This is a genomic window from Armatimonadota bacterium, from assembly GCA_031459855.1.
Taxonomy (GTDB): Bacteria; Sysuimicrobiota; Sysuimicrobiia; order Sysuimicrobiales; family Humicultoraceae; genus Fervidifonticultor; species Fervidifonticultor primus.
Map to the genome: position 1 here is coordinate 164,728 of JAVKHP010000001.1, position 25,972 is coordinate 190,699.

Sequence of the window (25,972 nt, forward strand, 5' to 3'; positions counted from 1 at the left end):
CACTCCAGGTCGCACTCGCCCTACTCCAGGTCGCCGACCACCACCGACTTGAACTCGACGTAGTAATCCATAGCCTCGGGCCCGTGCTCCCGCCCGATCCCCGAGGCCTTCACCCCCCCGAAGGGCAGCTCGTCGTACCCGTAGTGCAGCTGGTTCACCCAGGTCATGCCGGCGTCCAGCTCCTGCGCAGCCCGGTGGATCCACTTGATGTTGTAGGTCCAGATGGACGACCCCAGGCCGTAGATCGAGTCGTTGGCCAGCCGGATCGCCTCGTCGATGCCCGCCACCTTGAACACCGGGAGCAACGGGCCGAACGTCTCCTCCTGCACCACGCGGCTGTCGTGCGGCGCGTCGACCACCACCGTCGGGGTGAAGAAGTACCCCGTGGTCCGGCCGTCGGGGACGCGCCCGCCGTGGAGGACCCGCGCGCCCCGCCGCACCGCGTCGTCGAGCTGCTCGACGATCTCCTGGCGCTGCGCCGCGGTGTGCAGCGGGCCCAGCCGGATCTTCGGCCGCTCGGCCCTCACCCAGCCCTCGCCCGGCTCGTAGCGCGCCACGCCCGCCAGCAGCTTCTCCAGGAACGCCTCGTAGACGTCGGCGAAGACGTAGACGCGCTTGGCCGCCAGGCATGCCTGCCCGCAGTTCCAGAAGCGGCCGATCAGCACGCCGCGGACGGCCTTGTCGAGGTCGGCGTCCGAGCAGACGATCACGGGGTCGGAGCCGCCGAGTTCCAGCGTGATGCGCTTGAACGCCGGCCCGGCCAGCTCCATGATGCGCCGGCCGGTGGCGGTCTGGCCCGTGAACGCCACGCGCCGGACGTCAGGGTGGGCGGCCAGCGCTTCGCCGACCTCGCGGCCGGGACCGGTCACGACGTTGAGGACGCCCGGCGGCAGCCCCGCCTCGTTCATCAGGCCGATGACTTTCAGCGTCGCCAGCGGCGTGGTGCTGGCGGGCTTCACAACGACCGTGTTGCCCGCGGCCAGCGCCGGACCGATCTTCGTGCCCATCAAGGTCAGGGGGAAGTTCCACGGGACGATGGCCGCGCACACCCCCACGGGCCGGCGGATGACCATGCCGTAGGCCTTCCCCAACGCCGAGGGCAGCGGTGCGTAGGCGCCCCGCTGCTTGCTGGCCAGGTCGGCGTAGAACTCCATCCCGTGCAGGAAGTGGGTGAGCTCGCCGGTCGCCTCGTGGAGGGGTTTGCCCTGCTCGCGCACCAGGAGGTCGGCGACCTCCTGGGCGTGCGCGCGCACTTTCGCCAGCCCCTGGCGGATCGTGTGCGCGCGCTCGTCGGGGTCGGTCTTCGCCCAAGCGTCGAAGGCACGCCGGGCGGCGGCCACCGCGGCGTCTACGTCGTCGGGCCCGGCCCTGGGGACGGTGTCCACGACCTCTTCGGTGGCCGGGTTGCGCACCGGCATCTCTGCGCCGCTCCTGGCCGGCACGGCCTCACCGTCGATCACCAGCAGCGCCATGCTCCCCCCTCCGTTCCGTATCGGCGTGCCACCGGGCGACGCTGGGCACCGGCCCGCGTCGATCACCAGCAGCGCCATACGCTGTAATGGTAATGCTCGTCGCCCGTGGGGCTCGTCCTGCGTGTCCGGCAGGCGCGAGTGCCCGTGGTGTTCCTCGACGCCGCGCTGCCCGCCCTGCACCCCCGGCGGGCGCACACGACGCCCCTGGGGCTACTTGCGTACGCGCTCGAACGGACTCCTGCACGCCCGGCACAGGTACTGCTCCGACATGAGCTGGGCACCGAACGCCCCGATGCGCTCGACGTCGTCCGCCCCACACCAGGGGCACCGCAGACCGTCGCTCGGGTCCCGGGAGCCCCCCGCCGCCCGCCCCTGTGCCGCGTCCGCCCCGCCGCTGCGCGCGTGGGCCGCATCGGCCTCGCGCGCCGGGCGCTCGTTCACGGGTCCAGCCGGCGCTGGATCGGGTTCCACCGCTCCCATGGCAGCGGCCCCACCTCCCAGACGCCGTCCTCCATGTTCCACCGCACCGGTAGACGCACGCCCACTTCCAGCAACAGCGGCGCCACGCGCTGGAGGTAGGCCTGGCGCAGGCCGTCGTTGGTCGCGCCCAGGTAGCCCGCCGCGCGCAGCGCCTCGACGCCCGCCTCGCCCGCCGGCCCAAACCAGCACAGCATCTCGGGCAGCGCTTCGTCCACCCGCGCCTGCAGCGCAACACGCCCCTGGGCCGTGGCGGCGAGGCGGCGGACCAGGCTCTCGGCGTAGCCCAGGTGTGCCCGCTCCTCGTCCAGCGCGCGCCGCACCCGGCTGGCCAGCGCCTCGTAGCGCGACCCGACCAGAGCGGCGAACATGGTCGTCACCGCGGTGTCGACCAGCGCGCACGTGGCGACCACGTGCGCCCACGTGGGGTGCGGCGCGTCCAGGTAGCGCACGCAGTAGCGCCGGTCACGGTCGGTCTCGCGCTCGAGCGGCTGCGGCCGGTTGGGGTAGGGCAGGTCCTCCAGCAGCGGGTAGAGGGCGCGCGAGTGGCCCAGGTCCTCCTGGGCGATGGCCGCGCACGCCACCGACGCTTCCAGGAACGGCGCGCCCGGCGCCCACTCGGAGATCCGCCGGCCCAGGAAGTACTTGGTATCGGCGAGGACCACGATCAGGTTGACCAGCGCCGGCAGCGCGCGCTCGTCGCTGGCGGTGACGGTGTGGCTCATGCCGTCGGCTCCAGGGTCGGCTCCAGGGCGTCGGACCCCACGACCCAGTGCACCGCGGCCACCGGCGCCAGCACCAGCTCGAGCCAGTCGGCCCCGAAGCGGGCCGTGGCCGCCGCGGCCGGATCCTCCCCCGCCGTCACGTCCAGCGTGCCCTGGTAGGTCAGCGCCTCGGGATACGCGCGGCGCGCGAGCACCAGGAAGCGGGCCGGTGCCGTCATTGCGGGTGGATCACTGCCACCAGCGCCTGGCGGGGCACGACGAACATCGCCCGCCAGCGCCACTCGTCGTAGAGCTTGTGGGCGAAGATGGCGGCCTCGCGGGCCGAGGTGGCCCGCACGGTGCCCACGTGCCGGAGCGGCTCGCCTCCCTCGGCGCGGGCGGCGAAGACCTCGTAGTACTCTTCCTCCATCATCCCACCCTCACACCACGCCGACGGCGCGCAGCCGGCGCCAGCCTTCCTCGGTGATGTGCGCGCGGCTCCACGGCTCCCAGGTGACCTCCAGCGCGACCCGCTCCACACCCGGTACCTGCCGCAGCCGCGCGACGATGTCGTCCTGGATCAGCTCCATGCAGGGACAGCCCATCGACGTGAAGGTCAGCCGCACGCGCACCTCGCAGCCCTTCACCTCCACGCCGCGGATCAGGCCCAGGTCCACCACGCTCACGGGGTACTCGGGGTCCAGCACCTCGCGCAGCGCAGCGGTCACCTGCTCCGGCGAGGGGGCGCCACCCGTGGTCGCCTCGGGTGCCGGCGGGGCAGGCGGCGCCGCGGTCCGTGCACCGGGCGGCGTGACAGCGTCGGCGCCGTGCGCGCGGGACACCGCGGGCCTCACGCGTCCAGCCGGCGCAGCTGCCGGTAGCCGCGCTGGATCTCGCCGACCAGCTCGCGGTTGGCGGGGCCCCGCTGGCGCCAGCGCGCCAGGACTTCGTCCCAGGTGATGGGCCCCTCCTCCAGCAGCCAGCGCTTGGCCGCGGCGTCGAAGCGGGCGGGGAACGGACAGGTGATCACCCACCGCCCCGCCGCCGCATCGTAGCGGGCGGGCACCTCCAGCCCCAGCTCCTGGCACAGCGGCACCGCCGTCGACAGCCACTGCTGGCGCAGCTGGTCGTTGGTGTACCCCTTGAGCCCGTAGCCGATCTGGTCCTTGTGGCGCTTGAGGTCGTCGGGCAGCCCGAACCACTCCACGGTCAGCAGGAACATCCAGTCCACGGCCCGCTGCAGCTCGGCCTTCGTCTGCGGCGTCGCGGCCAGCGTGCGCATCCACTTCTCGCCGTGGCGCAGGTGGAAGTTCTCCTCGCGGTCCACCTTGGCCAGCGCCCGCTTCCACGGCCCGTAGGTGGTGTGGCGGTAGATGTCGCCCAGCAGCACGAACCCCGCGCGGTCGTAGAACGCGTTGGCCACCACCAGCTCCGTCCACGTCTCCAGCGGTACGTCGAAGGCATAGGGGTGCTTGAACTGCGCCGGGTCGCGCTCGTAGACCAGCGCGTCGACGTCCACCCCCAGGTCGCGCAGCATCCGGTAGGCGATGTGGGCATGGCCCAGCTCGTCCTGGATGATGCCCACCGCCGAGATGTACGAGTTGATGCTGGGGGCGTCGCGCGCCGCCCGCAGGTAGGCCGGCGCGCTGATCAGCTCGGTGTCGGCCGAGACGATGAGCGTGCGCGCCAGCGCCTCGACGTACGCGGGGGTGGCGTAGGCCGGCCCCTCCACCAGCGCGCCGCGCTCCAGGCGCGCGCGCAGCGTCTCCTCGGTGACCGGGGTCATGACTCCTCCTCTCCCCTGGCGGCGTGCGCGCCGCCCGGCCGACTGTGGCTATCTCCCTCTTCTCTAGCAGTCTTTGACCGATCGGTCAATCCGGGTGCCGCCGCTCGATCGCCCGCAGGATCCGGGAAGGCCGCGCCGACGGGCGCGCCACCGGACGCCGACCGTACGCCCTGGGCTGCGCGCTCCCGTCGCCCGCCGTGGCCAGCGGTCCGCCCCCGCCAGGCGCCGATCGCGCGCCGCGCCCGCGCCGCCGCCTCGACCAGACCGCCCGGCAGCACCAGCACCACCACGACGAACAGCAGGCCGAAGATGAGCAGGTGCACGTCGACCAACGCCTGGGCCAGCACTTCGCGGACCAGCACGTAGAACACCGCGCCCACCAGCGGGCCTGCGAGCGTACCCACGCCGCCGACGAAGGCGATGAGCAACGCGTCGAAGGTCCAGCCCGGGCCGAACGGCATCTGGTGGTAGTAGCTGGTGTGGTAGAAGGCGAAGACGGCCCCCGCCATGCCGCCCAGGCCGGTGCTGACCACGAGGGCGAGCAGCTTGTGACGCACGACGTCGACGCCGGTCGCCGCAGCCGCGTCCTCGTCCTCGCGCAGCGCGACCAGGCCCAGCCCCAGCGGTGAGCGGACCAGCCAGGCCACCGTCGCCACCGTGACGACCAGCAGGGCCAGCGCCAGGTAGTAGCGGTGCACGAGGGAGTAGCCCGTGATGAACGGCGCGGGCAGCGTCGAGACCACCGGCAGCACGTTTCCCACGGTGATGCGCAGGATCTCGGCGAGGCCCAGCGTGCCGATCGCGAAGTAGGCGCCACGCAGCCGGAAGGCGGGCAGGCCGATCACCAGGCTGAAGGCGCTGGCGGCCAGCCCGCCCGCCAGCAGACCGAGGTACGGGTGCACGCCTGCAACCCACAGGTGGCGCATCACGAACGCGCCGGTGCCGAAGAACGCGGCGTGCCCGAGGTTGACCTGGCCCGCGAACCCCGCCAGCAGGTTCCAGCTCTCGGCCAGCGCCGCGTAGAGGAAGACCAGGAACGCCAGGTTGAGCACGTCGGCGCGCTGTGTCACCAGCGGCAGGCCGGCCAGCGCGGCCAGCACGCCGGCGACCCCCGGGCCGGTCAGGCGCCATGCCCCGGCCCTCATCGCCGGCCGAACAGCCCCTGCGGGCGCACCAGGAGCACCACCACGAAGAGCACCAGCGCCACCACCTCGCGGTAGGCGCCGCCGATCACGAGGGCGCTCGCCGACTCCGCCGCGCCCAGCAGCAGGCCGCCGGCGAGCGTGCCCGGCATGCTGCCCAGGCCTGCCAGCACCACCACGATCAGGGCCTTGAGCGTCCACTCCAGCCCGATGCCGGGGTTGATGGAGTAGCCCACGCTCACCAGGGTCCCGGCCGCGCCCGCCAGGGCGCTGCCCAGCGCGAACGCCAGCAGGTAGGTCCGGCGCAGGTCGATGCCGACCAGCAGCGCCGCCTCCCAGTCCTCGGCCACCGCCCGGACGGCGCGGCCGGGATCGGTACGCGTGAGGAACAGGTGCATGGCGGCGATCAGGATCACCGCCACCAGGAGCGTCCCCAGCCGCACCGCGGGCACCACCAGGCCGCCGGCATGGAGCACGACGCCGGTATACGCGGCCGCGATGGTGCGGTCGTCGGCGGTCCACAGGCGGATCGCCAGGTTGTGGAAGGCGAGGGCGAGCCCGAAGCCGATCAGCAGCGAGTTCTTGACCCGCGTCTCCTCGGGCAGGGTCTCGACCCGGGCGAAGAGCGCCTGGTGCAGGCCCAGGCCCACGACGAACAGCAACGGCATGCTCACCGCCAGCGAGGCGAACGGGTCGAGGCCCACCAGCGCGAACAACCAGAAGCTGGCGTAGCCGCCCAGCATGATCAGCTCGCCGTGCGCCACGTTGAGCACGCGCAGGACGCCGAAGACCAGCGACAGCCCCGCTGCGGCCAGGCCGTAGAGCGCCCCCGCCAGCAGCCCGAAGACCAGCGACTGGGCCAGCACCGCCGCGCTCACGGGCCGCCTGCCCCCACGTCGAGGAAGGCGCGGCGTACCTGCGCGTCGCGCGCCAGGGCGGCCGGCGTGCCCTCGCCCACGATGCGGCCGGCCTGCATCAGGTAGGCGCGCGTGGCCAGGGCGAGGGCGCCCGAGACGTTCTGCTCCACCAGCAGCACGGTGACGCCGTGGCGCGCGTTGATCTCGCGGATCACCTCGAACATGCGGCGCACCACCAGCGGCGCCAGCCCCAGGGACGGCTCGTCGAGCAGCAGCAGGCGCGGGCGGGCCATCAGCGCCCGCGCGATCGCCACCATCTGCTGCTCGCCGCCCGACAGCGTGCCAGCCGGCTGCCGGCGCCGCACGGCCAGGGCCGGGAAGATCTCGAGCACCTCGCGCAGCGTCTCCTGGCGCCGGGCGCGCACGGCCCGCGCAAAGCCGCCGAGCAGCAGGTTCTCCTCGACGGTCATGCTGGCGAACAGGCGTCGACCTTCCGGCACCAGGGCGATGCCATACTCGACGGTGCGGTGCGCGGGCTCCCGGTGGAGCGGCCGGCCCTCGAAGACGACCTCCCCGGCTGCCGGTCGCAGCAGGCCCGCGATGGTGCGCAGCAGCGTCGTCTTGCCGGCGCCGTTGTGCCCCAGCAGCGCGACGACCTCGCCGGCGGTCACCCGCAGGGACACGCCCCACAGCGCCTGGAGGTCGCCGTAGCGCACCGCGAGGTCGCGGACCTCAAGCACCGCCCGCATCCCCCAGGTAGGCTTCCAGTACCTTGGGATCACGCGCCACGGCCTCCGGCGGCCCTTCGGCGATCGCCTGGCCGGCGTTGAGCACCACCACGCGGTCGGACGTGCCCAGCACCGCATGCACCAGGTGCTCGATCATGACGATGGCGACCCCGCCGTCGCGGATGCGCCGGACCATGGCCATGGCCGCCGCCACCTCCTGCGGCGTCAGCCCCGCCATGAACTCGTCCAGCAGGAGGACGCGCGGCCGCGTGGCCAGCGCCCGCGCCAGTTCCACGCGCTTGCGGTCCACCAGGGTCAGGTGGCGGGCGGCCACGTGCTCCTTGCCCGCCAGGCCCACGAACGCCAGGAGGGCCGCGGCCTCGTCGATGGCGGTGGACAGGCGCCGCTGGGGGGCGCGGCCGTAGACGCGTCCGACGAGCACGTTCTCCAGCGCGGTGAGGTGCGGAAACGGCCGCACCAGCTGGAACGTGCGGGCGATCCCCCGCGCGCAGACGGCGTGCGGCGGCAGGCCCGTGATCTCCGCGCCGTCGAGCCACACGCGGCCCGCGTCCGGCGCCAGCAGCCCGGTGACGAGGTTGAAGGCCGTGGTCTTCCCCGAGCCGTTCGGCCCGATCAGCCCCAGGATCTCGCCGTCGCCAACGGCAAAGCTCAGATCGCGGACGGCCCGCACCCCTCCGAACGTCTTGGAGAGGCGCTCGGCGACCAGCAGGTGGCGCACGCGATGGCGCGACCCGGCGGCCTTAGCGCTGGCCCCACGGCGGAGCCGGGTACTGCAGCGGCGCCGTGGCGAACTCCTTGGGCCAGACCAGCTCCTGTCGGCCGTTCTGCCACTGGAGGAAGACCGTGACCACCACGCCCGTCCCGTCGGGGCGGAACCGCACAGGGCCCATGACCGTCGTGGTCTGCGTAGCCGCGATGGCGTCGCGCACCCTGGACCGCTCGAGGGTGCCGGCCCGCGCGATGGCATCGGCCAGGATCTGGACGGTGGCGTAGGCCGGGCCCGTGATCACGTCGGCCGGCCGCCCGAACGCGCGGCTGTGCTTCTCGTTGAGCTCGCGCACCCCGGGGTACTTGACGGCGTGGTGCCAGCCGGGCGCCAGGCTGAAGTAGTCGCCGTCCTTGCCCAGGTTGCGGCCCCAGACCACGGCGTCGGCCGCACGGATGAACATGTAGAACTTGGCGTTGAAGCCCAGCTCCTTCATCTGCCGCACCAGCGTGAACCCGTCGGGCGGCGTGGGAATGGCGAGCACCGCCTCGGCACCGGCGGCCCGGGCGCGGAGGATGATGTCCGAGAAGTCGCGGCTGCCCACCGCGTACTCTTCCTGCACCACCGCCTGGTAGCCGAACTCGGGCGCCCGCGTCGCCCACAGCCCGCCCATCTCGTCCCCCCAGTCGGTCTTCTCCTTGAAGACGGCGACCCGGCGGGGGCGCTGCGCCTCGGGGATCGACGCGTTCAGGAACCGGTAGGTCTCGCGGGCGAGATCCGGCGACTTGGGAAACGGGCTGAACAGGTACTTGAACCCCTGCTGGTGGATCTTGTGCAGCGCGAACGCGACGCCCAGATAGGGCACCCGGTTCTTCTCGGCGATCGACGCCGCGGCCGCGTGCAGGTCGCTGCCGAAGCCCCCCAGGTACGCCACGACCTGGTGCCCGGCGAAGAGCGTCTCCAGGCGCCCAACGGTCTTGGTGGGATCCGACTCGTCGTCGAGCAGCACGAGTTCCAGCGGGATCCGCCGGCCGACCTCGCGCACCATGACGCCACCCGCGCGGTTGACGTCCTCCACCGCGAACTCGTAGCCGGCCCGCACCTGCGCGCCCCCGGCGGCGTAGCGGCCGGTGAGCGGCACCACGGCACCCACCTTGATCGTCGGCGGTGCCTGGGCCGCTGTCGGCACCCCCGCGGCGGTGAGCCCCGCCCCCACCAGCACGACCCCGAGCAGCAGTCCCGTCCAGCGCATCGCGCTCCCCCCCTCGTGGATGTCTGTGGCGCGCGTCGCCCGTCCAGGTCCCTCGCCTGCCGGGGCGTCCCGCCTCAGGCGCCGACGCGCACCACGCGCTTGGCCTTCAGCTCGAACCGCGGCAGGCTGCCGGCCGGCACCGCACGCGTCTCGACCCGCAGGCCCAGGGTCTGCCTGAGCCCGTCGGCGACGGCCGCGACGATCCGGCCGCAGGCGTCGGGCCCATGGCGCCGCTCGTCGAGCTCCAGCAGCACCCGCAGCTGGTCCATCTCGTCCTGCCGGTAGACCTCGATGCGGAACTCGTCCACCTCGGCGTGGCGCCGTACCACCGCCTCGATGGCGCTGGGGAAGACGTTGACGCCGCGGATCACCAGCATGTCGTCGACCCGGCCGAGCACGCCCCCGTCGAGCCGCGCAAACGTCCGGCCGCAGGCGCAGGGCGCGGCGACCAGGCGCACGCGGTCGCCGGTGCGGTAGCGGATCACCGGCGACCCCACGCGGCCCAGGTTGGTGAGGACCAGCTCCCCCTCGCCCTCCGCGGCCACGGCACCGGTCCGCGGATCGAGCACCTCGGCGACGAACTCGCTCTCGTTGACGTGCAGCCCGCCGCCTGGCGCGTCGCACTCGAAGCCCACGGCTCCGACTTCGGTCATCCCGTAGTGGTCGACGCAGCGCGCGCCCCACGCCTGGGCGATGCGCGCCTTGGTGGCCGGGATGCTGGCGCCGGGCTCGCCGGCGTGGATCGTGACGCGCACCGACAGCGTCGCCGGGTCCCAGCCCTGCTCCCGGGCTACCTGCGCCAGGCGCAGGGCGTACGAGGGCGTACACACCAGCGCGGTCGCGCCCACCTCGCGCATCGTCCGCAGGCGCAGCGCCGAGTCCTGCCCGCCGCCCGGGATGGCCAGGGCGCCCAGACGCACGGCGGCGTCGAAGCCGGCCCAGAACCCGATGAACGGCCCGAACGAGAAGGGGAAGAAGATGCTGTCGGCCGGCCCGATGCCCGCGGCGCGGTAGACGAAGCCCCAGCAGCGGCACCACCACTCCCACGACTCCGGCGTATCCACCCATCGCAGCGGCCGCCCCGTCGTCCCCGAGGTCATGTGGAAGCGGGTGTAGCGTTCCAGGGGATACGTGAGGATCGTGCCAAACGGCGGGTGGGCCTCCTGGTCGGCGAGCAGCTCCTGCTTGGTGGTGAAGGGGAGCCGCCGCAGGTCGGCCAGCGCGCGCAGGCCGGCCACGTCGCCGACACCGGCGGCCTGCCACTTGCGCCGGTAGAAGGGGTTGGCCGCCGCCACCTCGGCCAGCACCCGGCGCAGGCGCTCCAGCTGCAGGGCCTCGAGCGCCTCCCGCGCCAGCGTCTCCACGTCCCGCTGGAAGAACATCGTCTCTGCGGGGACCCCGCGCGCGACCATGGCGCGGGCTAGATGGAACGGGCGCGTCGGGCAGGACGCGTCGGAACTGCCCGCATGCGGGCCTCCGGCCCCTCGTCGCCTCGCCGACCCGGCCGTGCGCGGCCGTGCACTAGCCCCACACCTCCCGCGCGGTCTCCACCACCAGGCGCAGCTTGGCCCACTGGTCGTCCTCGGTGAGCAGGTTGCCCTCCATCACCGAGGCGAAGCCGCACTGCGGGCTCAGGGCCAGGCGCTCCAGCGGCACGTAGCGGGCCGCGTCCTCGATGCGCCGGAGCAGGGTGGCCTTGGCCTCCAGCTGCGGCCGCTTGCTGCTCACCAGCCCGAGCACCACGGTCTTGTCGGCCGGGACGAACCGCAGCGGCGCGAACGTGCCCGACCGCTCGTCGTCGTACTCGAGGAGGAAGCGGTCGACCTGCAGCTCGCCGAAGAGGCGCTCGGCGATGGCGTCGTAGCCGCCTTCGGCGTACCACTGGCTCCGGTTGTTGCCGCGACATAGGTGGAAGCCGATCACCGCGCCCCGGCCGCGCGCGCCCTCCAGGCAGGCGTTGTCGGCACGGATGGCCTCGGCCAGCGCGGCGTCGGGGTCCATCCCCATCTCGGTCTGAATGTACGTCCGCCACCGCGGGTCGATGTAGTAGCTGTAGCGCGGTGCGTCGACCTGGATGTACTGGACGCCGTCGGCCAGCAGGGCCTGGACCTCCCGCCGCACGATGGGCACGATGTCCCACAGCAGTGCCGAGTGGTCGCGGTAGACGCGGTCCGTCACCCCGCGCTTGAACGCGATGGCGGGGAACTGGTTGGCGCTGGGCAGCGTGATCTTGATCGCCCCCGGGCAGTGCGCCTTCATGAACGCTACCTCGTGGGCGGTCAGGCGCCGCACCTGACGCAGCCTGGCCGTGACGATGCCGGTGACGCTGGCGGGCGCCACGCTGGTCCCGGCACCGGTCCAGGCGCGCCCGACCTCGTCGCGGAGGTCGAAGCCCTCGACGGCGTCGAGCAGGTCGCTCATGAAGTTGCGACGGCGCAACTCCCCGTCGGTGAACACCTCGAACCCCAGCTCCTGCTGTCGGGCGAGCACGCGCAGGATGTGGCGGTCCTCGAGCTCGCGCAGGCGCTCCGGGTCGACGCCCTGCGCCCGGGCGTCCAGGAGCTCGGCGGGACGCAGGAGGCTGCCGACGTGATCGGCGCGGTACGCCCCGGCCATGGCCCTCACCCCCCTTGTGGACCGGCAACCGACGACGTCACCAGTGTTCTGTGCGCCGCACCGCCATCCTCTCGGCGCTCGGTGCGACGTCGGCCACGGGCAACCCCGCCACCTCGCGCAACGCCCGCCGCACGTACACCCGTACCATCGCCTTCCGGTAGCCCAGCGTCAGGTCGGCGTTGTCCAGGGGTTTCGCCGGTTTCCAGGCCGCCTCGGCCGCTGCGTCGATCACCGCAGGGCCCAGCTGCTGGCCCAGCAGGACCCGCTCGGCCGCCTCGCAGCGTACCGGCTGCGACGCCACGGCCCCGAGCACGATGCGCGCGGCCGTGCACGTGCCGTCGGGGGCCATGCGCACGGCCGCGGCGACGCCGAGGATGGGGAAGTCGATGGCGCCACGGCGGCGCAACTTCCAGTAGGTGGCGCGCAGGCCGTCCGCGGGTGGCACGCGCACCTCGACCAGCACCTCGTCGGGCGCCTTGCCCAGGTAGACGATGCCGTCGTCGCGGTAGAGGTCGGCGACCGGAATGGTGCGCTCGCCGCGGGCGCCCGCCAGCCGGACCTGCGCCTCCAGGGCCACCAGCACGGGCGCCAGGTCCGAGGAGGAGATGGCCCAGCACCGGTGTCCGCCCGGTGCCACCCAGCACGTGTCGCCGTCCTTCTTCATGCAGAAGTCGATGGCCCGCCGCCACCAGTAGGGCATGTTGTAGTAGTTGCACCGCGTGTCGACCAGCAGGTTGCCACCGACGGTGCCCATGCAGCGGATCTGGGGGTTCGAGATCGTCGCCGCGGCCCGGGCGAGCACCGGGACGCGCTGCACCACCGCGGGGTGCTCGACGATGCGGCGCAGTACCACCCCGGCACCGATCCGCAGCCCCCCGTCGGCCTCGGCGGTGATCCCCTGCAGCTCGCGCAGGCCACGCAGGCCGACCAGCACCTTCGGCTCGACCTGCCGGCGCTTCATGTTGGGGAAGAGGTCGGTGCCACCGGCGACGGGCATCGCCTCGGGCCCGTGGTCGGCCAGCAGGCGCACGGCCTCGTCCAGCTCTCGCGGGGCCAGGTACACGAACGGGGGAAGGCGCATCATGACCGCGTCGTCACACGGACACCCGTTGCCAGCCCGGGGGCGGCTCCACGCGAATGGGATCTTTGAACCGCACCGCCGGCACCCCCGCAGGGCCCACCCGGCCCGGCCCACCCCGACGCCGATCGGCCAGCGCCGCCAGCACCTTGTCGGGCGTGATCGGCACCTCGTCGATCCGCACGCCCAGCGCATCGGCCACGGCATTGGCCACGGCGGGGATGACGGGCAGCAGCGGCCCCTGCCCCGCCTCCTTGGCGCCGAAGGGGCCCTCGGGGTCGACCGTCTCGATCAGGAACGTGTGGATCTGCGGCGTCTCCAGCGTCGTAGGGCTCTTGTACTCCAGCATCGAGGGGAACTTGTGCACGCCGCGGCGGAAGACCTGTTCCTCCATCAGCGCCTCGCCCAGGGCCATGTAGACGCTGCCTTCCACCTGTCCCTCGACCAGCAGCGGGTTGATGGCGCGGCCGATGTCGTGGGCGATCCACACGCGGTCGACGGTCACCCAGCCGGTCTCGGCATCGCAGGTCACCTCGGCCACGCACGCGGTGTACGAGTACGCGGGCGAGGGGCCCACGCCCGATCCCTTGTACGGGCCGGCCAGCTTGGGCGGCCGGTACGAGCCCGAGGTGAGCAGCAGCCCGACGCGCGCCTCGGCCAGGCGCACAGCCTCGGGCCAGTCGACGCCCATCTCGGGCTTCTCGCGGTTGAAGATGCGCCGCCCCCGCGCCGCCAGCAGCTCGACCGGCACCTCCAACGCCTCGGCCACCGCGGCGAAGATCAGGTCGCGCATCTTCTGGGCCGCTTCCAGCGCCGCGTTGCCGGCCATGAACGTCACCCGGCTGGAGTACGAGCCCAGGTCGATGGGCGTCAGGTCGGTGTCGGCCGTCACCAGCGCCACGTCCGCCGGCTCGATGCCCAGCACCTCCGCCACCGTGTAGGCCAGCACCGAGTCCGAGCCCTGGCCGATGTCGATGGCCATGGAGTAGACGGTGACCCCGCCGCCGCGGTCGATCTTGATCTGCACCTCCGACTGCGGCATCTCGTTCCAGTAGATGGGCAGCCCGGCCCCGCAGAGGTAGGCGCTGCAGGCAAACCCCAGCCCCTTGCCCGCCGGCAGCCGTCCGCGGCGCTGGAGGTACCCCGAGGCCTCGACCACCCGGTCGATGCACTCGCGCAGGCCGCAGCTGGTGATGCGCAGGTGGTTGACCGTCATCGAGTGGGGCTCGACCAGGTTGCGCCGGCGCAGCTCCACGGGGTCGAGCCCCAGGGCGACAGCCGCCTTGTCGAGGTGGCACTCCAGCGCAAACCGCGGCTGGGGCGTTCCGTGGCCGCGCTTGGGGCCACACGGCGGCTTGTTGGTGAAGACGCGCAGCCCCTCGAACTTGTAGCGTGGGATGCGGTAGGTGGTGGTCTGCAGCGCACCCGTGTAGTAGGTGGTCGCCACCCCGTACGACCCGTACGCGCCCCCGTCGAGGAACGCCTTGAAGTGCATGGCCGTGATGCGGCCGTCGCGGGTGAAGCCGGTCTTCACCCACATCAGCACCGGATGCCGCCCCCGGTGCAGGTAGAAGACCTCCTCGCGGGTGCAGGTGATCTTGACCGGTCGGCCGGTGACCATCGCCAGCTTCGCGGCCACGATCTCGTGCGCGAAGGGATCCGACTTGCCCCCGAACCCGCCGCCCACGGGCGTGGCGATGACGCGGATCCGGCTGGCCGGGTACTCCAGCACCTTCGCCAGCGCCCGGTGGACGTAGTGCGGCGTCTGCGTCGCCGACCAGACCGTGAGCTTGCCGTCGGCGTCGTACGTCGCTACCGCCGCGTGCTGCTCCATGGGCAGGTGCGTGCTGCCCTCGAAGTAGAACACGTCCTCCCGCACGTAGTCGGCTGCGCGGAAGCCTTCCTCCACGTCGCCGAACTCGAGGGCCACCATCTTGTGGACGTTGGCGGGCCCGTCGCCGTAGTCGTGGATGCGCACGTCCTCGCGGCGCAGGGCGTCCTCGATGGTCATGATGGCCGGGAGCGGCTCGTACACCACGTCGATCAACTCCAGGGCGCGCTCCGCGGTCTCCTCGTCGACCGCGGCCACGGCCGCCACCGGGTCGCCGACGAAGCGCACCTTGTCGACGCACAGCGCGTGCTCGTCCTGGCTGACGGGCAGGATGCCGTACTGCACCGGCAGGTCGGCGCCGGTGAGCACCGCGTGCACGCCGGGGAGCGCCCGCGCGCGGCTGGTGTCGATGCGCACGATGCGGGCATGGGCGTGCACGCTGCGCAGGAGCCGGCCGTAGAGCATGCGGGGCAGGTGCAGGTCGTCGGCGAACCGGGTCTGCCCGGTGGCCTTGGCCAGCCCGTCCACCCGCCGCAGCGGTCTGCCGATGATGGAGAAGTCGTGGGCCATGATGCGTTACGTGCCTCCCCCGCCAGCACCGGAGGCAGGCGGGTTGCCCACCTGCACCGTCACGGGCGCCACCGGCTCGTCGGTCATGCGCCGGGCCGCGAGCTCCACCGCCTCGAAGATCTTCACGTAGCCCGTACACCGGCAGAGGTTGCCCGCCAGCGCCTGGGCGATCTCCTCGCGGGTGGGGCGGGGCGTGGCGTCCAGCAGCGCCTTCGCCGTCAGCAGGATGCCCGGCGTGCAGTACCCGCACTGGGCCGCGCCCAGGTCGGCGAACGCCGTCTGCAGCGGGTGGGGCCGGCCGTCCTGCGCCAGCCCCTCCACGGTGACGATCTCGCGCCCCTGCACCTCGATCGGGAGCACCAGGCACGAGAGCCAGGGCTCGCCGTCGATCAGCACGGTGCAGGTGCCGCACTCGCCAAGCTCGCAGCCGTGCTTGGTGCCCGTCAGCCCCAGGTCCTCCCGCAGCACCTCCAGCAGCGTCTTGTGCACGGGCACGGCGACCTCGTAGACCTCGCCGTTGACGCGCAGCGTGAGCAGGACCCTAGGCATCTCCGGCCTCCACGGCCTCGGTCTTCGAGGCGGCGTCGCCCCGATGCCTGCTCCGAGCACGCCCCCCGGTGCCGGCCCTCACACGTCCGCGCCCACCGGGCAGTGCGCCGCGCGTCCGGTGCGGGGCGTCGCGCTTCGACGACCGCACACCCGCACGTCCGCCCGCACCGGATGGCACGCCGGCGTCTAGGGCCCCAAGTCGCCGGGAGAGCTCCCGGGCCTCGGCTACCACGGCGCGCACCGCTTCCGCCAGCCGCTTCCGGGTCACCCGGGCGCTCGAGCCGACGACCGTCAGCGTGGCCACCACCCGACCCCGCGCGTCGCGCACCGGGGCCGAGACCGCCCGCACACCCGGCAGGTACTCCTCGTCGTCGACGGCGTAGCCCAGGCGGTGCACTCGCCGCAGTTCCTGCAGGTAGCGCCGCGGCGCGGTGATGCTGCGGGGGGTGAACGCCGGCAGGCGGCCAGACAGGCGTGTTGCCAGCTCGGCGTCGGGCCGCTGGGCCAGCAGCACCTTGGCCACGGCACCGGCGAAGGGCGGCAGGCGATGGCCCAGCGGCGCCACCACCTTGAGGTCGTGGTGCGACTCGGCCCGGGCCACGATGATCGCCTCGTCGCCGGCCGGCACGTGCAGCACCGCGGTCTCGCCGAGCCGCTCACGCAGCCGCGCCAGGTGGGGCCGGGCAAGCTGGGCCACGTCCAGATGGCGGAGCGCCGCGCTGCCCAGCGCCAGCAGCGCCGCGCCCAACCGGTAGCCCCGGGAGTCGCCATCGCGCTCGACGAGGCCGTGGTGCTCCAGGGTGGCCAGCAGCCCGGAGAGCGAGCTCTTGCTCACCCCCAGCTGTCGCCCCAGGTCGGACAGGCGCGGGGCGGCGCCGTCGGCGGCCAGGGCGCGCAGCACCCGCACGGCGCGGTCCACCGCGGGAACCGTCCGAGGCCGCTGCGCGCGCTTCCCCATGCGACCGATATCGTCCGTGTTGTTCACCCTACCGAACACGGTTCGATATGACGCACGTACTTCCTGCAGCAGCCGCGCACGGGCCGCCGGGCACGTGCGCGCACGGGACCGCGGGTGCCCAGTGTGACGTTCGCCGCTCCCGTGACGGGCGGGGCTCGGCGCTCAGCCCGCAATTACGTCTGTTGCCCGGGGCCCAGCGCGGGAAAGTGCGTGAACAGGACCTGATGGTGCATTAGGATCTGTGAGGCGACGTCCGTCGACGCCGCACGCAATGGTCGCAACGCCCCAGGCGCGCGTACACCAGGTACCGTGCAGCCAGCCACCCACGTCGGTGCTTCCCGAGCAAACTCCCCCAGGCAGCGCCGACGGATGGTCAACGCCCCCGAGGTGACGCGAACGCACCGCTCCAGGTTTGCCACCCACCATGGCAACGACGGATCACTGTACACGATGCCGATATCGCCTACCACGAAGAGCGTCGCGGTTCTCCAGCGGTCTAGGCTTGGGGACTGTCCGAGAACATTGACCAGGTTGGTGGTGGGGCTTTTGAACAGCGCCTTGACGGAGTAGCCGCCATCTGTGTCCTCGAACCGCAAGTCCAGCTCGGTCTGCATCAGCCCACGATGACGCACAGGGATGCCGCACGCGCGAAGGGCGCAACCCACGATGAGCTCGACGACCCCTCCTACCACGAAACGGTTCTCCCGCAAGCCCGTGTCGTACTCCTCATAGATCTGGCGAATCGCCAGTTCGGTCGCAGTTCGTACCTGGCCGGCAAAGCGCTGGCGGAACTGCCGGAACCGATCTCTTTCAAGTGAGAAGGTCATCTCGAAGTCGCGTGCGACCGCATTGGTCGATGCAACGCTGGAACCTACCTCCTCCCAGCGAAGAGGTCCTCCAACAACGCGCCGCGCGTGGTGGCCAGACCGGACCCGTGGCGTGTGCGCGCGGCCTTCCGCGTCCTTCCCAACGCTCCTTGGGGAGCGTCAAGGGCCACTTTCGTGAACTGGGCGACGAGTTGCTGTGAACGCACCCGCAGCGGCTCGCTGAGGCGGTGGTGGGCATACTGGACATATTGTGGCTCGATGTCGTAGCCGATGGCGCACCGCCCCAGTGCGACGGCGACCTTGGACGTCTGCCCGGACCCGACGAACGGGTCGAGCACCACGTCCCCCGGGTAGGAGTAAAGCTGTACCAGGCGATAGGGGATTTCCTCCGGAAAGGGGCAAGGGTGACGCAGCTGGCCCGGAGGCACCGGGGCAATGTGCCACACGTTGTTGGCGATTTCGTGGGTGAACAGGGCGCCCAACGGTACCGGCGCGTGCGACCTAGCGGCCCGTCGTCGGTAGATCGGCGGGCCAGGCTTCCGGAAGATCACGATGTACTCCGTCATGATGTTGGGGTGGAAGTATCCAGGATACGGCCGCTGGATGAACACACCGGCGCGCTTGACGCCGGCAGTGGTCTTGTGCCACACGATGTCCTGGTGGAACTCCCACCCGTCCCGGACAAGACAGGCGACGAGGTCGAACGGCACCGGGTAGTGGGTGCCGTGGTAGAGCACGGTGCCGACGACAACCGCGAGAAAGCCACCGGGGCGCGTCACCCGCCGCGTCTCTCGGAACACGCCAGCGACCCATGCCAAGTACGACGCGTAGTCATCGAACCCGCTGGCGTACGACCGCGTCCGGTACGACGTTCCGGGGGTCGCGATGTGCCTGTCGTAGTCAATCGCGTTCCAATACGGGGGCGACGTGACGGTGAGCGTCACGGCATCGTCGGCCACCTCCGTCATCGAAGCGCTATCACCCGCGTACAGCCGCGCCCAGATGCCGTCGGGACGTCTGTACTCCAGACATGCTCGCGACGCAGCCCTCTCCGACACCATTGCCCGCACCTCCTCAGCGACCGCGCCGCGGAAAGAGCGGCACGAGGGCCGTTCGAGACCGAAAGCTGTCGACCCCGGCCTGCGGTACGGCCCACACCCGACCAACGCGTACCCCCGGCATGGCACCGCGACGAAGGAGACGACGAACGTACTGCACACTTACCCCCAAGCGCCGTGCGGCTTCCTGGGCTGTCAACAGTTCCTCGTTCATGATCGCATACCGTATATCTGTTCGGTTTCCTGAACGAAACCTTCGCTGCCCTCTTCCCACTTCCTCCTTCCCCCTGGGGGAACGCTCTCCCTGGAAAACGCTGCACCGACGTGCGCGTGTTTGCATGGTCGTATATGCGGGCTGCACAGGAACCGGTTGATCGCTCGTGACCGCCGCGGCATCCCGACGTGCTCCGACCGTACCCCGCACCGTGCCACACTCCTCTAAGAGACTCATCGTCGCCCGTGCGTCGTGCGTTCGGTGCCTGTACGCCGGGCCGAGCAGGCCGCTGTGGCGTTGCCCCCATGCCCGACCCCGCGAGCCATCAGGGCGCCGTGCGCCCCACGAGCGCCGGCCACCAGCCGCCGGCCTCGACGTCCGAGAGGTCGAAGATCATCAGGCCGTCGCTGTGGCGCGCCGCCGTGCGGATCGCCGCCACGCCCCGCGCGCGGTCGGTGCGGTAGAGGTTGAGCCACAGGCTGCCCACCACGGGCAGCGACCCCGCCAGGCGGCGCGCCAGCAGCGCGCCCCCGGCCACGTTGCCCCACCATACCCCGCCGCCCGCCAGCGCCTCGGCCGGCGTGAGCGAGCGGTAGTACAACCCCACCATGAGGTAGTCGAGGAAGGGCACCAGGCTCGCCTCGGCCCACGCGGGGCTCCACGCCGCGAACAGCACGGGCGCCTCGGGTACGGCCCAGTTCTGCCCCAGCTGGTAGATCGTGGGGTACCAGCCGCCGACGTACATCCCCAGCGGCAGCCCGGGCCGGAGCCGCTGCGTCAGCTGGCGTGCCGCGCGCACGTATGCGGTGATCACGCGCGCGCGCCAGGCGATCCACGGCCGGAACAGCGGCCCGGGCTCGAGCCGCCGTCCGGCCAGCTGCACGACGTCGTCCGGCCAGCGCGCCACCGGCCGGCCGAGGAACGCCTCGAAGCCTGCGCGGCTGGCGTCGGAGAAGTCGGCGTCGAGGCCGGCGAACCGCGCGCGGTCCAGCACGATCCCGTCGACCGGGTAGCGGGTGAGGACCTCCCAGAGCACCGCCAGCTGGTAGAGCACCACCTCGGGATGGGCTGCGCTGGCGAAGGCGATGTCGAGCGCCCGGCTGGAGGGCACGAGGGTGGCACCTCCCGCACCCTGGCGCAGGTGCATGCTCTCCCACGCCGGGCGCTCGTGCAGCAGCCCGACGGCCGGGAGCCCGCCGCCGGGCTGCAGGCCCTCGCCAAAGGCGTTCAGCGCCGCATGCACGCGCAGGCCGGCGGCGTGCGCCTCCTCGATGAGCACGGCCAGCGGGTCGTGATCGTGGGGAAACCACTCGCGGGGCGCCGGGTAGGCTGCGCGCGGAATCGGCGAGGTGCGGATGTGGGGCGCGAAGGCCGACTCGTAGATCACGTAGCCCCACGCGTTCTTCGCCTCGGGGATCAGCGTGTCGAACCCGGCCGTGCGCGCGCGGGCCACCAGCCCGCGGATCGCGTCACGGCTGGCCAGCGTGCGCAGGTTGGCCGAGGTCTCGATCCACAGGGCCCGGCGGGGCACTGGCCCTCCGCTGGTGGCGCCATGGACCGGTGCGCGGAACGCGTGCCCCGCGCGGAATGCCAACTCGGCGTCGCGCCCCGGTCCCCCCGCTGCCCCCGCAGGGCCCTCCGTCGCCCGCGCAGCGCCCGTTGCGACCAGCAGCAGCGCCGCCGCCAGGGCCGGTGCCGTCCGCCTCATCCGGCACCACGCCGGCGCACCATGTTCACGAACTCGCCCTCGGCGACCACCTCGTCGCGTTGGTTCAGCACGCGCACCACCTGCTCCATGATCCCGCGGTCGGGGTGGGAGGTGGGGCGCAACCCGGTGATCTCCGTCACCACCCGCAGGGTGTCACCGATCACGACGGGCCGTAGAAACCGCCAGCGGCGGATCTCCAAAAAGGCCATCATGGTGCCCTCGAACAGGCCCGTGCGCTGGCGCAGGCCGGTGGCCAGCGCCAGCACCAGGGTCCCGTGGGCGACGCGCTGGCCGAAGATCGTCTGCTTCGCGAACTCCGCGTCGGTGTGCAGCGGGTTGAAGTCGCCGGTGATGCCGCTGAAGGCGACGAGGTCCGCCTCGGTGACGGTGCGGCCGGCCGTGGTGAAGGTCATGCCCACCGCCAGGTCGTCGAAGTACAGCCGGGGCCGCGGGATCTCCATCGTCCTCCTCGTCTCCTGCGCGAGCGCACCACCAGCACCGCGCCCCACCGCCATCCGACGGCCTACGGGGCATCGGGCCCTACCCGGTGCCCCGCGTCCAGAACCCCTGCGGATCCAACCGGCGGATCAGGCGCAGCTCCTCGGGCGTGGGCGGTGGCGTCTCGGCCAGGTCGGGCGCGACGCGCAACGCCCACCCGGTCTGCGCGCGCACGTCCTCCACGCTGACCCCGGGATGGCACGACCGCAGCACCGCCTCGCCGGTCGCCGGGTCGAAGCCAAAGACCCCCAGCGTCGTGATGAGCGCCGCCGGCCCGCCCGGCAGGCCCAGGGCGCGGCGCTGTGCCGCGCCCCGCAGGTAGCCCGGCGAGGTGACGAAGTCGACGGCCTCGCGGAAGCGGTGCCGCTCGTGCGCCATGATGATGAGCAGGCGGCGGGCGAGGGAGGCGATGTCGCAGGCGCCCCCGCTGCCCGGTAGCTTGACGCGAGGCCGGTCCCGCGGGCCGATGTACGACGAGTTGACGTTGCCGAAGCGGTCGACCTCGGCGCCGCCGATGAACCCCACGTCGACGCGGCCGCGGCCCAGCAGGCTCATCACCAGCGAGAGCCGGGTGCACATGCTGGCGCCCACGATGTTGGGCGGATCGCCCATGGTGTAGAGGAACTGGTCGCTGGGGGTCTGGCGGACGACACCGTTCTCGAAGACCCCCACGGCCCGCGGCGCGTGGGTGAGCTTCGCCAGCTGGAAGGCGATGAGCGGCAGCCGCATCCCCACGAAGACCACGTCGCCGTCGCGGATCTCGCGGGCCGCTGCGGTCACCATGAGCTCGCCAGCGGTGAACGGCGCGTCCCTCATGCCTGCGTCCCTCATGCTGCGTCCCTCATGCCTGCGCCCCTCGCTCGTGGTCGACCCGGGACGCGGCGGGCTCGACCGCCGGCTGGCCCTGCTCCTGCCACCCGTAGTCGACGGGCGCGGCGGGCGCCGGGTGCAGACGGCGCAGCGCCTGCCAGCGCGCCTCGCCCAGGCGCGCGAGGTACGCCGCCCGGTCGGGCACCTCGTAGACCCACCGCGCCAGCCATGCCTCCATGCCCTCGACCGTGCGCGTCTCGCGGTGGTAGTCGGCGTAGAACGCGTGGTCCCGGCCGTAGTAGCCCTGCACCGGCGACGGATGACACCCGCCCGGACAGTGGACCACGGCGCTCACCAGAAACGGCGGGAAGAGCACGCGGTTGGGGTCGCTGGTCAACACCGCCTCGTCGACGATCTCCTCGGCCAGCAGCACGATGTGCTCGGCGGCCAGGCCGGCTTCCTCGGTGATGCCCAGGTTCCCCCAGGCGTGGGCGTGCCCTGCCGGGTCGGCACGCTGCACCGCCAGGATGGCCACGTCGGGCCGCAGCGCCCGCACCACCATCACCGGCTGGCCGTCGAAGGGCGACGGCACCTGGGCGAACCCGGGATGCCCGCGGGTGATGTCGCTGCCCGGCCCGGACCGCACCGGCACGAAGGGCAGCCCGTGCGCGCCAGCCCACAAAGCCAGCGCCACGGTGTAGTTCGAGTAGTCTTCGACGGTGAGCGGGCGGGGGATGCCGGCTTCGACCGCGCGGCGGTAGGCGTGGCCCAGCCCGGCGCTCACGTTGCCCACCCAGGCGGCCTGCACCTTCGCCACGCACCCCGCGCCGATGAGCTGGTCGACGACGATGTCGAAGATGGGGCCGATCACCGTGAGGTTGCGCCGGCGCTGGCGGATGATCTCGTGACCGGCCGCAAAGGGGATCAGCGACTCCAGGCACGCGCCGATGGCGACCGCCGCGCCGTCGGGCACGAAGCGGCCGATGGCCTCGGGAAGGCTCATGAGCTTGCCGGTGGCGGTCACGGGGTCTCCTGCTGCGCCTGCAGGCCGGCGCGTCCGTCGCCACCCCGTGTAGCGCGCCGGGCCCTCACGACGAGGTCGGCGTCGGCTGCGCCTGGCGCAGCTTGAAGCGCTGGATCTTGCCCGTGATGGTCTTGGGCAGGTCGGTGACGAACTCGACCAGCTGCGGGTACTTGTACCGCTCCAGCCGCGCCTTGCACCACTCCTGCAGCTCCTCCACCAAGGCCGCCGAGCCCGCGTGCCCTTCCTTGAGGATGACAAACGCCTTCATCTTCGTCAGCCCCTCTACCTCCACGCCAACCACGGCCGCCTCCAGCACCGCCGGGTGCTCGATCAGCACGTTCTCCACCTCGATGGGCGACACCCACAGCCCGCCGACCTTCAACATGTCGTCCGAGCGTCCCTCGTACCAGAGGAACCCGTCGGCGTCGATGCGATACCAGTCGCCGGTGCGCATCCACTCGCCGATCATCGTCGCCTTGGACTTCTCGTGGAAGTGCCAGTAGTACGGCGCGGCCGAGTCGCCCTTGACCATGAGGTGGCCGGCGCCGCCCGGCGGTACCGGGCGCCCCTCGTCGTCGACGACCTTGACCTCGTAGCCGGGCACCGGCTTACCGCTCGACCCGGGTCGCAGCGCCTCGGGCGTGTTGGACATGAAGATGTGGAGCATCTCGGTGGTGCCGATGCCGTCGAGGATCACCAGGCCGAACTCCTCCTTCCACCGCCGCCAGATCTCGGCGGGCAGGGCCTCGGCGGCCGAGATGCACAGGCGCAGCGACGAGAGGTCGTAGCGCCGGCGGTCGGGGAAGGCCAGGATGGCGTTGTAGAGGGTGGGCACGCCGAAGAAGACCGTGGGCCGGTAGCGCTGGATCGTCTCGAGCACGGTCGGCGGCGTCGGGCGCGCCGGAGTCAGCACCGTAGCCGCGCCCGCCCGGTAGGGGAACGTCATGTTGTTGCCCAGGCCGTAGGCGTGGAACAGCTTGGCGGCGGAGTAGGTCACGTCGGCGTCGGTCAGCCGCAGCACGTGCTTGGCATACGTCTCGCACGTGTAGGGGATGTCGTGGTGCAGGTGCACGACGCCCTTGGGCAGCCCGGTGCTGCCCGAGCTGTAGAGGATGAACGCCATGTCGTCGCGGTGGGTGGCGGCGGGCGGCACGTCGTCCTCACCGCCGGCCAGCAGGTCGTCCAGGCTGAGGGCGTCGTCGGCGCGCCCCCCGGCCACCACCAGCGTCACGTCCGGCAGGCCCGCGGCGGCCTGCCGCGCCTTGTCGAGGTGTTCGGCGTCGGCGACGACCACGCGGGCGTAGCTGTCCTCGATGAAGTAGCGGTGGTCCTCCCACCGCAGCAACGGGTTGGTCGGCACCGGCACGGCGCCGATGCGCAGGGCACCGTAGAACACCGTGGGGAAGGCCGGCGTGTCGTTGAGCACCATCACCACGCGCTCCTCGCGGCGCACCCCCAGCCGGCGCAGGACGCTGGCGCAGCGGCAGACCCGCTGCAGCAGCTGGCCGTAGGTGATCCGCTCGTCGCCGTAGTAGATCGCCACCCGGTCGGCCCGCCCGGCGTTCAGGTTCTCGTCCAGCACCACCGAGGCGTTGTACTGCCGCGGGATCTCCACCATCGTCGTTCCCTCCTTCACGAGGACCGCCGGACCACCACCGACTTCGTCTCCATGTAGTAGTCGAGGGCTTCGATGCCGTGCTCCTTGCCCACGCCGCTCTGCTTGACCCCCCCGAAGGGGAGCTCGTCGTAGATCTTCTGGGGGGAGTTGATCCACGTGTAGCCCGCCTCGAGCCGCTCGGCCGCGTAGGAGGCGCGGTCGAGGTCCCGGGTCCAGATGGACGAGCCCAGCCCGTAGACCGACCGGTTGGCGAGCGCGATGGCCTCGTCGAGGTCGCGCACCCGCCAGACGGGCAGCACCGGCCCGAACACCTCTTCGCGTGCCACGCGGGCGTCGTGGCTGGGCTCGAGCAGCAGCGTGGGCTCGTAGAAGAAGCCGCGGGAGGGCTCCGCCGGCCGCCGTGCGCCCGCCAGGACCCGGGCGCCCGCGGCGAGCGCGTCGGCCACCTGCGCCTCGATCACCTCGCGGCCCCGGGCCGTGTGCAGCGGGCCGAGCTGCACGCCGTCGGCGTCGCCCGGCCCCACCCGCAACCGCAGGACCCGCGCGCGCAACCGCTCGAGGAACGCGTCGGCCACCTGCGCGAACACGTAGAGCCGTTTCACCGCCAGGCACGCCTGCCCGCAGTTGAAGAAGCGCCCGACGCTGGCCGCGCTGGCGGCGGCGTCCAGGTCGGCGTCGTCGCAGACGATCATCGGATCGGAACCGCCCAGCTCCAGCGTGACACGCTTGAGGTCGGCGGCGGCGGCCGCCATGATCTCCTTGCCCACCGGCGTCGAGCCCGTGAACGCCACCTTGCGCACGCCCGGGTGGACCACGAGCGCGCGGCCGACCTCGGGGCCCAGCCCGGTGACCACGTTGACCACCCCGGGGGGCACGCCGGCCGCGTGCAGGACGGCGGCGACGCGCAACGTGGTCAGCGGGGTCGTCTCGGCCGGCTTGGCCACCACGGTGTTGCCGGCCACCAGCGCCGGCCCCAGCTTGTTGCCCAGCAGCGACAGGGGGAAGTTCCAGGGCACGATGGCGGCCACCACGCCCAGCGGCTGCTTGAGGATCAGACCGTAGGCGCCCTCGTCCAGGGCTGGCACGTACCCACCGCGAAGATTCTTGGCGAGGCCGGCGTAGTGTTCCAGCGTGTGCACGAACCGGCGGACCTCGAGCCGGGCCTCGCGCAGCGGCTTGCCCTGTTCGGTGGTGAGCAGCCGTGCCAGCTCGTCCAGGTGCGCGGCGACCGCGCGCGCCGCGGCGGCCACGATCTCGCCGCGGCGCGCGGCCGGCAGGTCGCGCCAGGCACGCTGCGCCGCCGCGGCGGCCGTCACCGCGTCGTCGACCGCGTCGGCACCGCCGCGCGGGACCGTGTCGACGACCTCTTCGGTCGCCGGGTTGAGGACGGGCAGGCGTTCGCAGGCCGGGTACGGCACGCTGCGACCGTCGATGAACATCTCTGCCATCGCGGATCTCCGCGTGCGGG

At 72.3% G+C, this 25,972-nt stretch carries 26 protein-coding genes; all 26 read right to left on the minus strand.

Annotated features, from left to right (window positions below; all coding sequences use genetic code 11):
- Positions 1 to 20: 20 nt before the first annotated feature.
- Positions 21 to 1,472, minus strand: coding sequence for an aldehyde dehydrogenase family protein (locus QN157_00710; protein ID MDR7554104.1), 1,452 nt, complete (start codon positions 1,470 to 1,472; stop codon positions 21 to 23).
- A 437-nt stretch (positions 1,473 to 1,909) separates the two neighbouring features.
- A complete protein-coding gene (locus QN157_00715) occupies positions 1,910 to 2,674 on the minus strand; it encodes a Phenylacetic acid catabolic protein (protein ID MDR7554105.1) in 765 nt (254 codons plus the stop codon).
- Positions 2,671 to 2,892: a hypothetical protein gene (locus QN157_00720; GenBank protein MDR7554106.1), complete on the minus strand. Its 222-nt coding sequence runs from the start codon at positions 2,890 to 2,892 to the stop codon at positions 2,671 to 2,673. The genes QN157_00715 and QN157_00720 overlap by 4 nt, the downstream gene beginning before the upstream one ends.
- Positions 2,889 to 3,086, minus strand: a complete 198-nt coding sequence (locus QN157_00725) for a hypothetical protein (protein ID MDR7554107.1) — start codon at positions 3,084 to 3,086, stop codon at positions 2,889 to 2,891. The genes QN157_00720 and QN157_00725 overlap by 4 nt, the downstream gene beginning before the upstream one ends.
- Positions 3,087 to 3,093: 7 nt before the next feature.
- Positions 3,094 to 3,495, minus strand: coding sequence for a metal-sulfur cluster assembly factor (locus QN157_00730; GenBank protein MDR7554108.1), 402 nt, complete (start codon positions 3,493 to 3,495; stop codon positions 3,094 to 3,096).
- An 8-nt stretch (positions 3,496 to 3,503) separates the two neighbouring features.
- Complete coding sequence (locus tag QN157_00735; protein ID MDR7554109.1) at positions 3,504 to 4,439, minus strand: Phenylacetic acid catabolic protein; 936 nt, start codon at positions 4,437 to 4,439, stop codon at positions 3,504 to 3,506.
- On the minus strand, positions 4,436 to 5,584 hold the full coding sequence (locus QN157_00740; protein ID MDR7554110.1) for a branched-chain amino acid ABC transporter permease: 1,149 nt from the start codon (positions 5,582 to 5,584) through the stop codon (positions 4,436 to 4,438). Before QN157_00740 ends, QN157_00735 begins: the two co-directional genes overlap by 4 nt.
- Positions 5,581 to 6,459, minus strand: a complete 879-nt coding sequence (locus tag QN157_00745; GenBank protein MDR7554111.1) for a branched-chain amino acid ABC transporter permease — start codon at positions 6,457 to 6,459, stop codon at positions 5,581 to 5,583. Before QN157_00745 ends, QN157_00740 begins: the two co-directional genes overlap by 4 nt.
- Positions 6,456 to 7,187 (minus strand): ABC transporter ATP-binding protein, encoded by a 732-nt coding sequence (locus QN157_00750; GenBank protein MDR7554112.1) that lies wholly within the window; start codon positions 7,185 to 7,187, stop codon positions 6,456 to 6,458. The genes QN157_00745 and QN157_00750 overlap by 4 nt, the downstream gene beginning before the upstream one ends.
- Positions 7,171 to 7,905 carry an ABC transporter ATP-binding protein gene (locus QN157_00755; protein MDR7554113.1) on the minus strand — a complete coding sequence of 245 codons (735 nt, stop codon included), beginning with the start codon at positions 7,903 to 7,905 and terminating at the stop codon, positions 7,171 to 7,173. Before QN157_00755 ends, QN157_00750 begins: the two co-directional genes overlap by 17 nt.
- A 22-nt stretch (positions 7,906 to 7,927) precedes the next feature.
- Complete coding sequence (locus tag QN157_00760; GenBank protein ID MDR7554114.1) at positions 7,928 to 9,145, minus strand: amino acid ABC transporter substrate-binding protein; 1,218 nt, start codon at positions 9,143 to 9,145, stop codon at positions 7,928 to 7,930.
- A 74-nt stretch (positions 9,146 to 9,219) separates the two neighbouring features.
- Positions 9,220 to 10,557 (minus strand): AMP-binding protein, encoded by a 1,338-nt coding sequence (locus QN157_00765; GenBank protein ID MDR7554115.1) that lies wholly within the window; start codon positions 10,555 to 10,557, stop codon positions 9,220 to 9,222.
- A 109-nt stretch (positions 10,558 to 10,666) separates the two neighbouring features.
- The gene (locus QN157_00770) at positions 10,667 to 11,761 is read right to left on the minus strand and encodes a methionine synthase (protein ID MDR7554116.1); all 1,095 of its coding nucleotides are present in this window, start codon (positions 11,759 to 11,761) and stop codon (positions 10,667 to 10,669) included.
- A 37-nt stretch (positions 11,762 to 11,798) separates the two neighbouring features.
- Positions 11,799 to 12,845 carry an FAD binding domain-containing protein gene (locus tag QN157_00775; GenBank protein MDR7554117.1) on the minus strand — a complete coding sequence of 349 codons (1,047 nt, stop codon included), beginning with the start codon at positions 12,843 to 12,845 and terminating at the stop codon, positions 11,799 to 11,801.
- 10 nt (positions 12,846 to 12,855) lie between these two features.
- Positions 12,856 to 15,240 carry a molybdopterin-dependent oxidoreductase gene (locus QN157_00780; protein MDR7554118.1) on the minus strand — a complete coding sequence of 795 codons (2,385 nt, stop codon included), beginning with the start codon at positions 15,238 to 15,240 and terminating at the stop codon, positions 12,856 to 12,858.
- A 6-nt stretch (positions 15,241 to 15,246) separates the two neighbouring features.
- Complete coding sequence (locus QN157_00785; protein MDR7554119.1) at positions 15,247 to 15,789, minus strand: (2Fe-2S)-binding protein; 543 nt, start codon at positions 15,787 to 15,789, stop codon at positions 15,247 to 15,249.
- On the minus strand, positions 15,782 to 16,708 hold the full coding sequence (locus tag QN157_00790) for an IclR family transcriptional regulator (GenBank protein ID MDR7554120.1): 927 nt from the start codon (positions 16,706 to 16,708) through the stop codon (positions 15,782 to 15,784). Before QN157_00790 ends, QN157_00785 begins: the two co-directional genes overlap by 8 nt.
- Positions 16,709 to 16,920: 212 nt before the next feature.
- Positions 16,921 to 17,574, minus strand: a complete 654-nt coding sequence (locus QN157_00795) for a hypothetical protein (protein ID MDR7554121.1) — start codon at positions 17,572 to 17,574, stop codon at positions 16,921 to 16,923.
- A 44-nt stretch (positions 17,575 to 17,618) separates the two neighbouring features.
- Positions 17,619 to 18,542 (minus strand): site-specific DNA-methyltransferase, encoded by a 924-nt coding sequence (locus QN157_00800; GenBank protein MDR7554122.1) that lies wholly within the window; start codon positions 18,540 to 18,542, stop codon positions 17,619 to 17,621.
- A 106-nt stretch (positions 18,543 to 18,648) separates the two neighbouring features.
- The gene (locus tag QN157_00805; GenBank protein ID MDR7554123.1) at positions 18,649 to 19,083 is read right to left on the minus strand and encodes a helix-turn-helix domain-containing protein; all 435 of its coding nucleotides are present in this window, start codon (positions 19,081 to 19,083) and stop codon (positions 18,649 to 18,651) included.
- A gap of 88 nt (positions 19,084 to 19,171) precedes the next feature.
- The gene (locus QN157_00810) at positions 19,172 to 20,554 is read right to left on the minus strand and encodes a family 10 glycosylhydrolase (GenBank protein MDR7554124.1); all 1,383 of its coding nucleotides are present in this window, start codon (positions 20,552 to 20,554) and stop codon (positions 19,172 to 19,174) included.
- The gene (locus QN157_00815; protein ID MDR7554125.1) at positions 20,551 to 21,015 is read right to left on the minus strand and encodes a MaoC/PaaZ C-terminal domain-containing protein; all 465 of its coding nucleotides are present in this window, start codon (positions 21,013 to 21,015) and stop codon (positions 20,551 to 20,553) included. The genes QN157_00810 and QN157_00815 overlap by 4 nt, the downstream gene beginning before the upstream one ends.
- A 79-nt stretch (positions 21,016 to 21,094) precedes the next feature.
- Positions 21,095 to 21,868 (minus strand): CoA-transferase, encoded by a 774-nt coding sequence (locus tag QN157_00820; protein ID MDR7554126.1) that lies wholly within the window; start codon positions 21,866 to 21,868, stop codon positions 21,095 to 21,097.
- A gap of 25 nt (positions 21,869 to 21,893) precedes the next feature.
- Entirely contained in the window at positions 21,894 to 22,886 is a 993-nt protein-coding gene (locus QN157_00825; protein MDR7554127.1) for a CoA-transferase, read from the minus strand.
- Positions 22,887 to 22,950: 64 nt separating this feature from the next.
- A complete protein-coding gene (locus QN157_00830; protein ID MDR7554128.1) occupies positions 22,951 to 24,504 on the minus strand; it encodes a benzoate-CoA ligase family protein in 1,554 nt (517 codons plus the stop codon).
- A gap of 14 nt (positions 24,505 to 24,518) precedes the next feature.
- Entirely contained in the window at positions 24,519 to 25,952 is a 1,434-nt protein-coding gene (locus QN157_00835) for an aldehyde dehydrogenase family protein (protein MDR7554129.1), read from the minus strand.
- Between the last annotated feature and the right edge of the window lie 20 nt (positions 25,953 to 25,972).